Source organism: Streptomyces sp. NPDC049879 (assembly GCF_044461265.1).
In the GTDB taxonomy this organism is placed as follows: domain Bacteria; phylum Actinomycetota; class Actinomycetes; order Streptomycetales; family Streptomycetaceae; genus Streptomyces.
Genome location: NZ_JBITKT010000001.1, coordinates 345936 through 359331 on the forward strand (window position 1 = coordinate 345936; position 13396 = coordinate 359331).

Annotated in this window: 12 protein-coding genes; 6 read left to right on the forward strand and 6 right to left on the reverse strand. The window is 71.8% G+C overall.

Going from position 1 to position 13396, the window contains the following annotated elements:
* Nucleotides 1–101: 101 nt before the first annotated feature.
* Nucleotides 102–761, forward strand: a complete 660-nt coding sequence (locus tag ACIBPC_RS01585; protein ID WP_398840517.1) for a hypothetical protein — start codon at nt 102–104, stop codon at nt 759–761.
* Between the two features lie 311 nt (nt 762–1072).
* Here ACIBPC_RS01585 and ACIBPC_RS01590 read toward each other — a convergent pair whose 3' ends face one another.
* Nucleotides 1073–1729 carry a winged helix-turn-helix transcriptional regulator gene (locus ACIBPC_RS01590; RefSeq protein ID WP_398840519.1) on the reverse strand — a complete coding sequence of 219 codons (657 nt, stop codon included), beginning with the start codon at nt 1727–1729 and terminating at the stop codon, nt 1073–1075.
* Nucleotides 1730–1813: 84 nt separating this feature from the next.
* Here ACIBPC_RS01590 and ACIBPC_RS01595 point away from each other — a divergent pair, with 84 nt between their 5' ends.
* The 5 genes from ACIBPC_RS01595 (at nt 1814) to ACIBPC_RS01615 (ending at nt 7268) form a co-directional block, all read left to right on the forward strand.
* The gene (locus ACIBPC_RS01595) at nt 1814–3028 is read left to right on the forward strand and encodes a pyridoxal phosphate-dependent aminotransferase (protein ID WP_398840520.1); all 1215 of its coding nucleotides are present in this window, start codon (nt 1814–1816) and stop codon (nt 3026–3028) included.
* 95 nt (nt 3029–3123) lie between these two features.
* Nucleotides 3124–4500 carry an extracellular solute-binding protein gene (locus ACIBPC_RS01600; RefSeq protein ID WP_398840522.1) on the forward strand — a complete coding sequence of 459 codons (1377 nt, stop codon included), beginning with the start codon at nt 3124–3126 and terminating at the stop codon, nt 4498–4500.
* Nucleotides 4490–5374, forward strand: a complete 885-nt coding sequence (locus ACIBPC_RS01605; protein ID WP_362964679.1) for a sugar ABC transporter permease — start codon at nt 4490–4492, stop codon at nt 5372–5374. Before ACIBPC_RS01600 ends, ACIBPC_RS01605 begins: the two co-directional genes overlap by 11 nt.
* Entirely contained in the window at nt 5371–6192 is an 822-nt protein-coding gene (locus tag ACIBPC_RS01610) for a carbohydrate ABC transporter permease (RefSeq protein WP_362964677.1), read from the forward strand. Before ACIBPC_RS01605 ends, ACIBPC_RS01610 begins: the two co-directional genes overlap by 4 nt.
* Complete coding sequence (locus ACIBPC_RS01615; RefSeq protein WP_398840523.1) at nt 6192–7268, forward strand: ABC transporter ATP-binding protein; 1077 nt, start codon at nt 6192–6194, stop codon at nt 7266–7268. Before ACIBPC_RS01610 ends, ACIBPC_RS01615 begins: the two co-directional genes overlap by 1 nt.
* On the opposite strand, the gene nhaA is transcribed toward ACIBPC_RS01615, so the two are convergent.
* The 5 genes from nhaA to ACIBPC_RS01640 all read right to left on the reverse strand — a co-directional run bounded on the left by nhaA (nt 7241) and on the right by ACIBPC_RS01640 (nt 13112).
* Nucleotides 7241–8524, reverse strand: a complete 1284-nt coding sequence (gene nhaA, locus ACIBPC_RS01620; protein WP_398840524.1) for a Na+/H+ antiporter NhaA — start codon at nt 8522–8524, stop codon at nt 7241–7243. The two genes, ACIBPC_RS01615 and nhaA, sit on opposite strands and share 28 nt — an antisense overlap.
* Before the next feature lie 139 nt (nt 8525–8663).
* Nucleotides 8664–9392 carry a potassium channel family protein gene (locus ACIBPC_RS01625; RefSeq protein WP_398840526.1) on the reverse strand — a complete coding sequence of 243 codons (729 nt, stop codon included), beginning with the start codon at nt 9390–9392 and terminating at the stop codon, nt 8664–8666.
* A 9-nt stretch (nt 9393–9401) separates the two neighbouring features.
* Nucleotides 9402–10730 (reverse strand): TrkH family potassium uptake protein, encoded by a 1329-nt coding sequence (locus ACIBPC_RS01630; protein ID WP_398840528.1) that lies wholly within the window; start codon nt 10728–10730, stop codon nt 9402–9404.
* Between the two features lie 438 nt (nt 10731–11168).
* Entirely contained in the window at nt 11169–12716 is a 1548-nt protein-coding gene (locus ACIBPC_RS01635) for a hypothetical protein (RefSeq protein ID WP_398840530.1), read from the reverse strand.
* 99 nt (nt 12717–12815) lie between these two features.
* A complete protein-coding gene (locus ACIBPC_RS01640) occupies nt 12816–13112 on the reverse strand; it encodes a WXG100 family type VII secretion target (protein WP_362964663.1) in 297 nt (98 codons plus the stop codon).
* Nucleotides 13113–13396 lie beyond the last annotated feature (284 nt).

Genomic DNA, 13396 nt, shown 5'->3' on the forward strand with positions numbered 1-13396 from the left:
ACCTGTCCCGCTGTCCGGCCCCCGGCGCACCACCCAAACCGGGGGTCGGCGGCGTTCATACCCCTGTCGCCCAACACGCGGCCCAATCAGGAAGTTGCAGTATGCGGTTCGCCGATGATTCCGAGACCGTCATGAACTGGGGCTCTCGGCGCATCCCCGTCCCCTACGCCACGCGCTGGACCGGGGAACGAGTCATCGATCAGGAGGTGACGATTCGTCCGGATGGCACGGGCGTCCGTGTTCTCGGCGAGACGGCTGCCGCACGCGACCAGTACGGCGTGCTCTGGGGGCAGGTGCGGGAAGTTCGCGGCAAGGGGCGCCCCGACTTCAGCTCGCTCCATCCCACTCGTCAACGTCGGGCACTCGCCGAACGCCTCTGCCAGGTCTGCGACGGACCGGCCAGCCACACCCGCGACGGCTGGCTCTTCCTGCTGAACGCCGACGAGATCCAAGACACTCGCGACGTCGAAGGCGCCAAAAACACCAGCCCTCCGGTCTGCCTTCGATGCGCCGATCTGGCCACCCGCTTCTGTCCCCACCTCGGCAACCCGATGGGCATCCGCGTCCGGCGCCCGAGGATCTGGGGAGTCTTCGGCACTGTCTACACGGTGACTCCGGCCGGCCGCCTTGAGCCTCACCACGACGAGTACATGCCCTACGGCCATCCGGCGACCGGTTGGTTCATCGCCTCTCAGCTCGTGGTCGAACTGAGGCGCTGCACGGTTGTTGACCTCGTGGCCGAGTCCGTCATCCCGGGATGAGCGGTGGCCCCGTCCGGCGGCGGAGACGGCCTGGCGGCGGGGCCGTCTCCGTCTCACTTTCCGTCTCGTTCGCCGCCGTACGCCCGGGTTCGCCGACGGGACCCCGCGTACGCCACCTGGGGTCGCGGACGCCCCCGGACGCCGCTGGACGCGCCCTCGCTCCGCCTGACAGACCTGCAAAGCGAGTTACACGAGTTCGATTCTCGTCACGGCCTCTCTTGGGGGCGGCCCGCCAAGCGGTCCGCCCCACAGCTGTGCGCCGTCTCAGTTTCCGTCTCGGTCCGCGGGCGCCCGCGCTCCGGAGTCAACTGTCAGCAGAGCGCGGTGTGTTTGCGGAGTGATTCGGCCAGTGGGCCTTCGCCTGTGACGGTCAGAGTGCCTGTGGTCAGGGCTTCGGTGGGAGAGAGTGTGCCGTCCGTCAGGGACAGGCATGTCGTCGTGTCCAGGGTCAGGGACGCGTCGGCTGTGGTGGGGGAGTGGCCTCGGCCGTAGAGCGGGGTGCCGGGTGGGAGGGTGCCAAGGCGCAGGTGGAAGGTGCCGTCGGGGAGTGTGATGTCCAGCACGCCCGACTCGTCGCCCGTCAGTGGTGCGAGGCGGGCCAGCAGGGGCAGGGCGAACCAGTGTGCGCGCACCGCGTCGGTCGGGGCCTGCGGCCCGAGCGCGGGGCCGCCCCACACCGCGAGCGCGGTGAGGACGGGGAGCAACGCGCCGCCGCGTTCCGTCAGTTCGTACGCCGAGCCGGTCGCGGGCGGGGGGAGCTTCCGGCGGCTCACCACGCCGTCCCGCTCCAGGTCGCGCAGCCGCGACGCCAGCATGTCCGTGCTGATGCCCGGCAGGTCCGTCCACAGGTCCGTGTACCGCAGCGGCCCGGCCAGCAGCTCCCGTGCGATCAGCAGCGACCAGCGGTCACCGACCGTGTCGAGAGAACGGGCGAGCGCGCAGTACTGGTCATAGCTTCGGCGTGGCATGGGGCGAGTGTAGAGAGATGTGGTTGGACTTTCCAAGTCATCACTTGGTAGAACCAAGTAACGCACGCACTGGGAGGTCGCCGCATGGAGTTCCGGCAGTCGAGCAAACTCGCCGACGTCTGCTACGAGATCCGCGGACCGGTCATCGAACACGCCAACGCGCTGGAGGAGGCCGGGCACAGCGTGCTGCGCCTCAACACCGGCAATCCCGCGCTCTTCGGCTTCGAGGCGCCGGAGGAGATCCTCCAGGACATGATCCGGATGCTGCCCCAGGCGCACGGCTACACCGACTCGCGCGGCATCCTCCCCGCGCGCCGCGCCGTCGCGCAGCACTACCAGGAACGCGGCCTCGCCGACGTCGGCGTGGACGACGTGTTCCTCGGCAACGGCGTCTCCGAGCTGGTCTCCATGGCCGTGCAGGCGCTGGTCGAGGACGGCGACGAGATCCTCATCCCCGCCCCCGACTTCCCCCTGTGGACCGCCGTCACGACCCTCGCGGGCGGCAAGGCGGTGCACTACGTGTGCGACGAGTCCGCCGACTGGTACCCCGACCTGGACGACATGGCGGCGAAGATCACCGACCGCACCCGCGCCGTCGTCATCATCAGCCCCAACAACCCCACGGGCGCCGTCTATCCGCGCGAGATCCTGGAGGGCATCCTCGACCTCGCCCGCCGCCACCACCTGATGGTGTTCTCCGACGAGATCTACGACAAGATCCTCTACGACGACGCCGAGCACCTCAGCCCCGCCGTCCTCGCCCCCGACGTGGTGTGCCTGACGTTCAGCGGCCTGTCGAAGGCGTACCGCGTCGCCGGGTTCCGCTCCGGCTGGGTCGTCGTCTCCGGGCCGCGCCAGCACGCCAGGAACTACCTGGAGGGGCTGACGATGCTGGCATCCATGCGGCTGTGCGCCAACGCGCCCGCCCAGTACGCCATCCAGGCCGCGCTCGGCGGGCGGCAGAGCATAAAGGACCTCGTCCTGCCGGGCGGCAGGCTGCACGAGCAGCGCGACGTCGCCTGGCGCACGCTGAACGACATCCCCGGCATCTCGTGCGTCAAGCCGCGCGGCGCGCTGTACGCGTTCCCCCGCATCGACCTGTCGGTGCACGGCATCCACGACGACGAGCGCTTCGTCCTCGACCTCCTGCTGCGCGAGAAGATCCAGGTCGTCCAGGGCACCGGCTTCAACTGGCCGCGCCCCGACCACTTCCGCATCCTCACGCTGCCGCGCGCCGACGACCTCGTGTCCGCCATCAGCCGCATCGGACGGTTCCTGAGCGGCTACCGGCAGTCGTGACGCCCCACTGATCCCGCCGCACACTTTTACGAACCCCCGTACCCCGGGTAACACATCAGCGTCTCAACTGCTTCGTCTCGACGAGGAGATGGCTGATGGGAAAGCTCACCTGGCGCGTCCGCGCGCTGGCCGGGACGGTGGTCCTCGGCTCGGCGCTCACCGCCTGCGGCGGCGGTTCCGGCGGGGACGGCGGTGGGGGCGCGCAGCTCACCATCTCCGCGAACGCGGTCGCCGGCGGCAAGAACACCGAGGAAGCCGAGTGGATCGAGGAGTGGGTGATCCCCGCCTTCGAGGAGGCGCAGGCCGCCGAGGGCGTCGAGGTGGACGTCTCCTTCGAGTCCAGCGGCGTGGACGACGAGCAGTACAAGACCCGGCTCGCGCTCGACCTGCAGGCGGGCTCGGGCCCCGACGTCATGACGCTGGACGGCATCTGGGTCGGCGAGTTCGCGCAGGCCGGGTACATCGAGCCGCTGCCCGCCGCGACCCAGGAGTGGGACGGCTGGGCGCAGATACCCGAGGCCGTCCAGCAGTTGGCGACGTACGACGGCGAGCGGTACGGCATCCCCTGGGGCACGGACGGCCGCGTGCTCTTCTACAACAAGACGCTGTTCGAGGAGGCCGGGCTGCCCTCCGACTGGCAGCCCACGAGCTGGGACGACGTGCTCGCCGCCGCCGAGGCGCTGGGCGGACTCGGCCCGCTGGACGACATCGTGCCCCTCCAGCTCAACGCGGGCACGGCCATGGGCGAGGCCACCACCATGCAGGGCCTCCTGCCGCTGCTCGCCGGCACCGGCGAGGAGATCCACGACGGCGAGGCGTGGACCGGTGCAAGTGACGGTCTTGTCCAGGCACTTGAGCTGTACGAGGACGTGTACGGCGGCGGGCTCGGCGACCCGGTGCTCCAGCAGGAGACGCAGGGCCGCGACCGGTCGTTCGCCCAGTTCGCCGAGGGCCGCGTCGGCATCCTCGTGGAGGGCGACTACTTCTGGCGCAGCGTCCTCAACCCCGAGGGCGGCACCGCGCCGATGGCCGACCGCGACGAGGCCGTGGGCTGGGCGCGCATCCCCGCCGTGCGGCCGGGCGCCGGGGTCGGCGGGCAGGACTTCGTGAGCATGTCGGGAGGCAGCGTCCGCGTCGTGGACCCGGCCTCCGACAACGCCGAACTGGCGTACGAGCTGCTGGAGTTCATGAACTCCGCCGAGGCCATCACCGCCGCCGTCGGCGACAGCGCCCGCATCACGGCGCGCGACGACGTCAACGCCGAGGTCCTCGCGGGCGACCCGCTGCTCACCTACATCGCCGACGAGGTCCTGCCGATCACCACCTTCCGGCCGCCGCTCGCCGAGTACCCGCAGGTCTCGGTGCTGCTCCAGGAGGCCACCGCCGCCGTCGCCGCCGGGGACAGCTCCCCGCGCGAGGCCGCCGACGCGTACGCCGAGGGGCTCGCGGAGGTCACCGGCCGTGGCGACTGACGCCGCCGGGCTCGGCCGCCGCAGGGCGGCGGTGTTCGTCGCCCCCGCCCTGCTGCTCGTCGCGGGATTCCTGGTCTTCCCCGCGCTGTGGACGGTCTACCTCGGTGCCACCGACTACCAGCTCACCGGACTCGCCGCCGCCGACCCGCAGTTCACCGGCCTCGACAACATCCGCCGCGCCCTGGACGAGGACCAGTTCACCCACTCCCTGGGCCTCACGCTCCAGTTCGTCGTCGGCTCGGCCGTCATCGGCCAGGCGCTGCTCGGCTTCACCATCGCCTGGCTGCTGCGCGACCGCACGGGCCCGCTGCGCCGCATCGTGGAGGCCCTGGTCCTGCTGGCGTGGATCCTGCCCAGCTCCGTCGTCGCGTTCCTGTGGATCGCGCTGCTCGACCGCGACGGCGGCACGCTCAACACTCTCCTCGGCTCGGGCAACACGGCCTGGCTCGTGGAGCACCCCATGGCGTCGATCATCGTCTTCAACATCTGGCGCGGCACCGCGTTCTCGATGATGCTGTACGCCGCCGCGCTCGGCACCGTCCCGCCGTCCCAGCTGGAGACCGCGCGCCTCGCGGGCGCCTCCGCCTGGCAGCAGCTGCGCGACGTCGTCCTGCCCCGCATCCGGGGGCACGTCCTGACGAACCTGCTGCTCATCAGCCTGTGGACGTTCAACGACTTTACGCCGTTCCTGCTCACCGGCGGCGGTCCCGGCGACGAGACCGAGGTCATGCCCGTCTTCATCTACAAGACGGCGCTCTTCGGCGGCGAACTCGGCTACGGCGCCGCCCTGTCCGTCCTCATGCTGCTGATCAACCTCGTGATCGCCCTCGTCTACACCCGGCTGCTGCGCGCACGCGAGGAGGCCGCGTCATGAGCCCTCGCCAGGCCGTACGGACCATCCTGCGCTACACGTTCATCTGCCTGCTGATGGCCTTCTTCGCCCTCCCCCTGCTGTGGCTGGCCTTCGCACCCTTCGACCGCGCGCCGCAGATCGCCGTCTCCCTGCCGCAGTTCACCCTCGACAACTTCCGCGAGCTGCTCGACAACGAGAACGCGCTCCGCTCCCTGCGCAACTCCCTGCTGCTCGCGGCCGGTACGGGCGCCGTCGTCGTCACGCTCAGCGCCCTCGCCGCGTACGCCCTCAGCCGCGTCCGCCTCCCGGGCCGCGACGCGCTGCTCTACCTGCTGCTGCTCCTGTCGTCCATCGTCACCGGCACCGCCGCGATGGTCCCGCTGTTCAACCTCGCGTACGAGCTGGACCTCATCGACTCCCAGCTCGGCGTCATCCTCGTCCTGTCGGGCGGGCTGCTGCCCAGCGCGATCTTCATCCTCAAGGACTTCACCGACGCGACCCCCCGCTCGTACGAGGAGTCGGCGCGCGTCTTCGGCGCGTCACCGCTCCAGATCGTCCGGCACATCGTCGTCCCCGTGATCCGCCCAGGACTGGCCACGATCGGCGTGTGGTCCGTCGCCCAGGTCTGGGGCAACTTCCTCATCCCCTTCCTCCTGCTGCGCTCGCCGGAGAAGTCCCCGGCCGCCGTGGTGATGTACACGTTCTACACCGAGGGCGGCCAGCCCGACCTGGCGCTGATCTCCACGTTCTCGCTGCTGTACTCGCTGCCGGTGGTGCTGATGTTCCTGCTCGTCTCGTCCCGGTACGGATTCCGGTTCCACGGAGGGATCAAACGCTGATGGCCGCCATCGACCTGTCGGGACTGACCAAGGACTACCCCGGCGGCGTACGCGCCCTCGACGGCATCGACCTGACCGTCGGGGACGGCGAGTTCTTCGCGCTGCTCGGCCCCTCCGGCTGCGGCAAGACGACGCTGCTGCGCACCATCGCGGGCCTTGAGGAGGCCACCGGCGGCACCGTCCGCATCGGCGGCGCCGACGTGACGCGCACCCCGCCGGGCCGCCGCGACGTCGCCATGGTCTTCCAGGACTACGCCCTCTTCCCCCACATGACGGTGACCGACAACATCGCCTACCCCCTGCGCATCCGCAAGGTTCCCGCCGCGCAGCGCGCCGAGAAGGCGAACGAGACCGCGCGCGAGCTGGGCCTCGGCGACCATCTGGCGCGCCGCCCCGGGCAGTTGTCCGGCGGCCAGCAGCAACGCGTCGCGCTCGCCCGCGCGATGGCCTGCCACCCCAGCGCGTTCCTCTTCGACGAGCCGCTGTCCAACCTCGACGCGCGCATGCGCCTGGAGGCCCGCACGTTCCTCAAGCGCCTCCAGCGCGACCTGAACGTCACCACCGTCTTCGTCACCCACGACCAGGCCGAGGCCCTCGCGCTCGCCGACCGCATCGCCGTCCTCGAAGCGGGCCGCATCCGCCAGACCGGCACCCCCGCCGAGATCTTCCGGCGGCCCGCCAACACGTTCGTCGCCTCCTTCATCGGCTCCACGCCGATGAACCTCCTGCCCGGCACCGTCGAACGCGGTGGCGGCCATGTGACGGTCGGCGGCGTGCCGCTCCCCGCCGGGCCCGCGCGCGCCACGCTCACCGGCGGCGAGGAGGTGACGTACGGCATCCGCCCCGAGTACCTGGCGTTCAGCGGCACGCCGGGCCCCGGCGGCGGGGCGCTGCCGGGGATCGTCACCGTCGTCGAGAACATGGGCAGCACCCAGCTCGTCACCCTCGATGGCCCCGCCGGGACGGTCCAGGTCGTCGTCCCCGAGGACACGCCCGCCGAGCCGGGCGGCGAGGGGTACGCCGTGCCGCGCTCGGACCGCGTGCTGCTCTACCGGGACGGCCGGCTGGTCGCCTGACCGTCGTCGAGCCGCCGGTACCGGCGGCCGCGCGCCGTCAGGATCAGCGCCGCGCCCAGCGCGGAGACGACCGAGCCGAGGAGCACGCCCATCTTCACCTCGGCCTGGAGCGCCGCGTCGTCCGCGAACGCCAGCTCCGTGACCAGCAGCGACACGGTGAAGCCGACGCCCGCCAGCATCGCGCCGCCCAGGACGTCGGCCCAGCCGATGTCCGGGCTGAGGCGGGCGCCGGTGAACCGTTCCGTCAGCCAGGCCGCGCCGAACACGCCGACCGTCTTGCCCAGGAACAGTCCGCACAGCACGCCCAGCGACTCCGGCTGCCGCACCAGAGCGGACAGCGTCCCGCCCGACACGTGCACCCCGGCCGCGAACAGCGCGAACACCGGCACCGCCAGCCCCGCCGACAGCGGGTGCAGCAGGTGGCCCACGCGCTCGGCGGGAGCGTCGTCCTCGCCCGGGCCCGGCTTCGCGCGCAGCAGCAGCCCCATCGCGACACCGGCGATCGTCGCGTGCACACCGCTGTGGTACATCAGCGTCCAGATCGCCACCGCCAGCGGCACGTACACGTACCAGCCGCGCACCCGGAGGCGCGCGTGCAGCAGCCAGAACAGCGCCAGCCCCGCCACCGCCCCGCCCAGCGCCGCCACGTCGAGCGCCGACGAGAAGAAGACCGCGATCACCGTGATCGCGATCAGGTCGTCCACGATCGCCAGCGTCAGCAGGAACGTGCGCAGCGCCGCCGGGAGATGCCGCCCGACGACCGCCAGCACCCCCAGGGCGAACGCGATGTCCGTCGCCATCGGCACCGCCCAGCCGTCCGCCCGCCCGCCCCCCACGGCCGCGAACACCGTGTACACCACGGCCGGCACCACCATCCCGCCCACCGCCGCGACGATCGGCAGCACCGCCGCCGCCGGGCGCCGCAGCTCGCCGACGGTCAGCTCACGCTTCAGCTCGGTGCCCGCGACGAAGAAGAACACCGCCAGCAGCCCGTCCGACGCCCAGTGCCCCACCGACAGGTCGAGCCCCAGGAACGGGACGGCCAGGTGGTGGTCGCGGACGTCCTCGTACGCGTCGCCGAGCGGCGAGTTCACGAGGACGAGCGCCAGCGCCGCCGCGCCCAGCAGCAGCATGCCGCCGGTCGTCTCCAGGCGCAGGTACTCGGCGACGCTGCGCCGGTCGCGTTCACGGGCGGCGTCCGACTCCGGGTCGGAACGCAGGCGCAGGAAGACGGGCAGCGGACGGCGGCGCGGCATACGGCGGGGCCTCTCACAGGTCGGCACGGAACGCCACGCCGTCGCGCGTGACGCTGCCGACCAGACTTCCCGGCGCACCTTCGCCGCCCGACCCGAACAGATCTTGACGGCGCCTTCACACCCTAACCCGCGGCGGCCGTCAGTTCAGCTCGGTGAACGCCTCGACCGCCTGCGTGCGGCCCGTCACGATGATCACGTCCCCCGGCTCCACGACGGTCTCGGCCGTCGCGTGCGTGAAGTCCTGCCCGGGACGCTTGATGCCGACGACCGTCACCCCGTGCTTCGTCCGCACCGCGCTCACCCCCAGCGGCACCCCCGTCGCCACGTCCGGCGCGACCGTTTTGACCAGCGCGAAATCGTCGTCGAACTCGATGAAGTCCAGCATCCGCCCCGTCACGAGATGCGCCACGCGCTCGCCCATCTCGTGCTCCGGCAGCACGACGTGGTGCGCCCCGAGGCGCTCCAGGATCTTCCCGTGCTGGCGGCTGATCGCCTTGGCCCAGATGTTCGGGACGCCCTCGTCCAGCAGGTTCGACGTGACGAGGATGCTCGCCTCGATGTGCGTGCCGATCGCCACCACCGCGCTGGGGAACTCGTGCACCCCCAGCTGCCGCAGGACCTCCGCGTCCGTGCAGTCGGCGACCGCCACGTGCGTCAGCGCGTCGCTGTGCTGCTGCACCAGCCGCTCGTCCTGGTCCACGCCCAGGACCTCCCACCCGCGCCGCATCAGCTCCTCGGCGAGCGAGCTGCCGAAACGGCCGAGGCCTATGACGGCGATCCGCTGGTCGTCGCCGTCCGACGCCGTGCGGGTCTGCTGCGCGAGGCGCTTGCCGCGTCGGCGGCGCACCGAGTGGAGATAGTTGCTCATGGCGTGTGCCTACCCAATGATGGGCCGTTCCTCCGGCAGCTGGTAGCGGCGGGTGCGGTCGCGCAGCGCGAGGGCGGAGACGAGCGTGATCGGCCCCACTCGGCCCACGAACATCAGCGCCACCATGACGAGCTGCGCCACCGGCGGCAGATCGTAGCTCACCCCGGTGGACAGGCCCGTCGTGCCGAACGCCGAGACCACCTCGAACAGGACGAACTCCATCCGCGCGTCCACCATCGTCAGCAGCGCGATCGTCGAGGCGATCACCAGGCCCACGCCCGCAAGCGCCACCGTCAGCGCCTGCCGCAGCACATGCGGCGCCAGCGTCCGCCGGAACACCCCGGACGTCGGCTCGCCCCGCACCTCCGCCAGCATCGCCACCGCCAGCACCGCGAACGTCGTCACCTTGATCCCGCCCGCCGTGCTCGCCGCGCCGCCGCCGATGAACATCAGCACGCACGTCATCAGCAGCGTCGCCGGCTCCATCGCGGCGATGTCGGTCGCGTTGAACCCGGCGGTGCGCGCCATCGCGGAGTGGAAGAACGCGTTCAGCAGCTTGTCCGCCACACCCAGCGGGCCGAACGTCCCCGGGTTCGCCCACTCCAGGGCCAGCGTCAGGACCGTCCCGGCCGCCAGCAGCGCCCCGGAGACGACGAGCGTCAGCTTCAGGTGCAGGGACCAGCCGCGCCGCCCGGTGGCGCGGTGGCGCGAGCGGTGCCGCAGCAGCTCGACGATCACGGGGAAGCCGATGCCGCCGACCACCACGGCCCCGGCGACGGGCAGCAGCACCCACGGGTCACCGGCGTACGCGGTGAGGCTGTCGGCGCGCAGCCCGAACCCGGCGTTGTTGTACGCCATGACGGAGTGGAACGCGCCGTGGTAGACGGCCGTGTCCCACGCCTCGCCGTACCCGAGGCGGAAGCGGGCCGCCAGCAGCACGGCCGTCACCAGCTCCACGACCACCGTGATCAGCGCCACCCGCAGCAGCACCACCCGCAGGTCGCCGATGCCGATCCGCGACTCGGCCTGCGCCTGGAGCGTCATGCGCAGCCGCAGCTTGCCCGCGATCAGCAGCGCGAGCAGCGACGCGAGCGTCATGATGCCGAGGCCGCCGATCTGCACCAGCGCGACGATCACGCCCTCGCCGAAGCCGCTCCAGTACCCGGCGGTGTCCACGACGACCAGGCCGTTCACGCAGGTCGCGGACGTGGCGGTGAACAGCGCGGTGTCCAGGCCCGCCCGCCGCCCGTCCGCCGCGGCGACCGGCAGCGACAGCAGCACGGTGCCCAGCAGGACCGCCAGGCCGAAGGCCAGCGCGACCATGCGGGCGGGATGCATGTCGAACAGATTCCGCCGCCCCCGCACCACCACTCCCCGCCCGTCCACCCGACCGCACCTCTCTCGCCGAGCACACTAATGCCCCGGACGGACGCACCTCACGGCACGCCCGTACTCCGGACCCGGCGGCGCGGGCCCGCGCCCGGCGGGTGGCGAGGTGAGCAGCCGGGGACGCGGCGACAGAGGCCCCTCGGGCGGGGCAGCACGACATCGACGTGCCGGGCGGTGAGCGCGAACAGCGGGCAGAACGTGGCCAGGATCACGCCGCGGACGTGGACCGGTCCGCAGCCGGGCCACCCCTCCAGCACACCCTCAGGGGGAGGCGACGGCGAGGGGGCGGCCGGACACGACCCCGACCGGGGTGTCCGTGACGACGCCCGCCGCCCGGTGCGCCGGGGACACGCGCCCGCGCGCGGCGCCCCGTTCCGTCGGCCCGCCCTACTGCAGGTCCGCGTCCGCGCCGGGTGGGGCGAAGTCGGCGTTGCGGCGGGCGGCCCATTCGAAGCCCGAGACGCCCTCGTACAGGCTCCAGACCTCGCCGTGCCGGTAGGGCGGCTTCTCCAGTTCGCCGAAGTGCTCGCGGTAGCTGTCGGAGAAGTACGTGCCGGGGACCGTGTGCTGCTTCCCGAGGGCGTCGGCCAGGCTGAGCAGGTCCTTGCTGAACTGCTCGCCCGACGCCACGTTGGTGGTGCTCAGCAGGGTGCCGAAGTGCAGCGCCTCGTCCGACCCCTCGACGCCCGGGTGCTCCCGTGCCGGGCCGTACACGTGCCGCGCGATGGCCTCGGGCACCGCGTCGCGGCCGGTCGGGGTGGCGGGGTCGATGCCGCCGGCCGCCGGGTTCATCAGGAGCTGGATGCCGTCGGCCAGGGCCTCGGCGCCGTTGTAGTCGCGGTGGTAGTCGGCGTACTGGAGGTGGGGCTTCTGCTGGTCGAGCAGCAGTTCGTGGTCCTCGTAGAGGTAGCGGCCCAGCGTGCTCAGGTGCTCGGGCTCCAGCTGGTCGTAGAACGTGCGCAGGTAGTTGGACTCCCACATCGTCATCACGCGGGTCGGCGCGCCGTCCTCCCCCGGCAGGGGCGGTGCGGACGGCAGGACGTCGGTCACGACCGCCGCCACGATCGCCGTCCAGCGCTCCAGCGCCTCGGCGTCCGGCCGCTCCCGCTCCAGCTCCTTCGCCACCTCGCGGCCCGCGAACTCGGCCATCTGCGGCGTGGTGAAGATGTCGAGCGGGCCCTCGGAGAGGTCCACGTGCTTGTCGTCCAGCGCGTGGCCCAGCTCGGCGAGCGTGCGGCGGTAGGCCGTGATCTCCTCCTCGATGTCCTTGTCGTACGTCCGCGCCTCGTCCGCCGCCTTGTCCAGGTGGCGGTCCCTGATGTCGTCGCCGAGCGCGGCCGGGAGGACGTACGTGGCCTGCATGCCGTCCAGCGTCGGGAAGACCATCCGGACGCGGCCCCCGTGGTGGATGGTCAGGGGCGGCGCGAGCATGCCGGGCGCGGAGTTGTCGCCGAGCGGCACCGGGCGGCTCCCGAAGGGCGCGGCGGCGGCGAGCGCGGCGTTCCAGCCGTTCCACTCGTCCACGGCCTCGGCGGACAGGCGGGAGATCCGGTGGTCGAGGCCGTCGTCCTCGATGAGCGCGACGACCTTGTCCGCCGTGTCGATCGCGAGGTTCATCGACCGCACGAGCATGCCGACCACGCCGCCCATGCCCTCGGGGTCCGCGTCCCTGACCGTCATGGCGATCTCGCCGTCGGCGTCCACGAGGGACGCGCCGTCCGCCGTGCCGGCCTCGGCGGCGATCCCGGAGGCGCGCTGCCCCAGGTCGGTCACCTCGTCCGACTCCTGGGCGGCACGCTGGTAGGCGACGGCGCTGTCGGCGATCGCGGCGGGGTCGACCTCGGTGGTGAACGCCTCCTGACGCCCCCACGGATCCTTCCCCGCCGCCTCCGCGACCTGTTCGCGAGTGAAACGGAAGTCGGGCACGTAGGACATGGCCCAGTTCTACCGTGTCCGGGGCCGGAAGACCATACGGGACGGTACGGAACGCGCGGCGCGCACTCCCGTACCGCCCCGTCACGGGTCGGCGCGCGGTCAGCCGAGCGAGCTCTCCAGCCCGGCGTCCGTGTCCTCCAGGGTGTCGGCGGCGGTCACGAGGAAGCCGCCCATGCCCTCGAGGCCTTCGAGCACCTTCTTGGCGCCCGTCGTGAACTCGCGGTACGACTCGTCGAAGCGGCGCGAGGACTTGGACGTCACATAGCCGTCCGACACGAGGCCCTCGATGTACGACTGCAGCTCGTCGAGCTTGCCGTCCAGCGTCTGCCACTCGGACTTGAGCCGCTGACCCGCGTCCCGCATCTCCTGATAAGTGACTTGCATGTCGCCAGCCATGGCGCATCCCCTCCTCTGCCGAAGCGGCGGACCTGAGCCCTCCGCTGAGTTGCCCGTTGCGACGCGGCCCCGGCGTCCCGGCAGGGGCCGGTCACGTTCAGCCTACGTCCGGGACGACGGGCGGCGGTACCCCGCTGGGGCGGCCGCCGGGACGTCCCGTTCCTCCGGGGGGACGCGGGGAACGGTCGCGGCGGTTCCCTGAGTTCGTAACCGTTCCGTACGCCGTCCTCGCGCGGTGTCACCGGTACGCCGTATGGGCTTATGGTCGTTGCCCAGGAGACAAC

Excerpts from the sequence above, each read along its gene's own strand:
- nhaA (WP_398840524.1), bottom strand. The coding sequence starts at position 8,524 with ATGCCGCGCCGCCGTCCGCTGCCCGTCTTCCTGCGCCTGCGTTCCGAC.
- ACIBPC_RS01595 (WP_398840520.1), top strand. The coding sequence starts at position 1,814 with ATGGAGTTCCGGCAGTCGAGCAAACTCGCCGACGTCTGCTACGAGATC.
- ACIBPC_RS01625 (WP_398840526.1), bottom strand. The coding sequence starts at position 9,392 with ATGAGCAACTATCTCCACTCGGTGCGCCGCCGACGCGGCAAGCGCCTC.
- ACIBPC_RS01590 (WP_398840519.1), bottom strand. The coding sequence starts at position 1,729 with ATGCCACGCCGAAGCTATGACCAGTACTGCGCGCTCGCCCGTTCTCTC.
- ACIBPC_RS01640 (WP_362964663.1), bottom strand. The coding sequence starts at position 13,112 with ATGGCTGGCGACATGCAAGTCACTTATCAGGAGATGCGGGACGCGGGT.
- ACIBPC_RS01585 (WP_398840517.1), top strand. The coding sequence starts at position 102 with ATGCGGTTCGCCGATGATTCCGAGACCGTCATGAACTGGGGCTCTCGG.
- ACIBPC_RS01610 (WP_362964677.1), top strand. The coding sequence starts at position 5,371 with ATGAGCCCTCGCCAGGCCGTACGGACCATCCTGCGCTACACGTTCATC.
- ACIBPC_RS01615 (WP_398840523.1), top strand. The coding sequence starts at position 6,192 with ATGGCCGCCATCGACCTGTCGGGACTGACCAAGGACTACCCCGGCGGC.
- ACIBPC_RS01600 (WP_398840522.1), top strand. The coding sequence starts at position 3,124 with ATGGGAAAGCTCACCTGGCGCGTCCGCGCGCTGGCCGGGACGGTGGTC.
- ACIBPC_RS01635 (WP_398840530.1), bottom strand. The coding sequence starts at position 12,716 with ATGTCCTACGTGCCCGACTTCCGTTTCACTCGCGAACAGGTCGCGGAG.
- ACIBPC_RS01630 (WP_398840528.1), bottom strand. The coding sequence starts at position 10,730 with ATGCATCCCGCCCGCATGGTCGCGCTGGCCTTCGGCCTGGCGGTCCTG.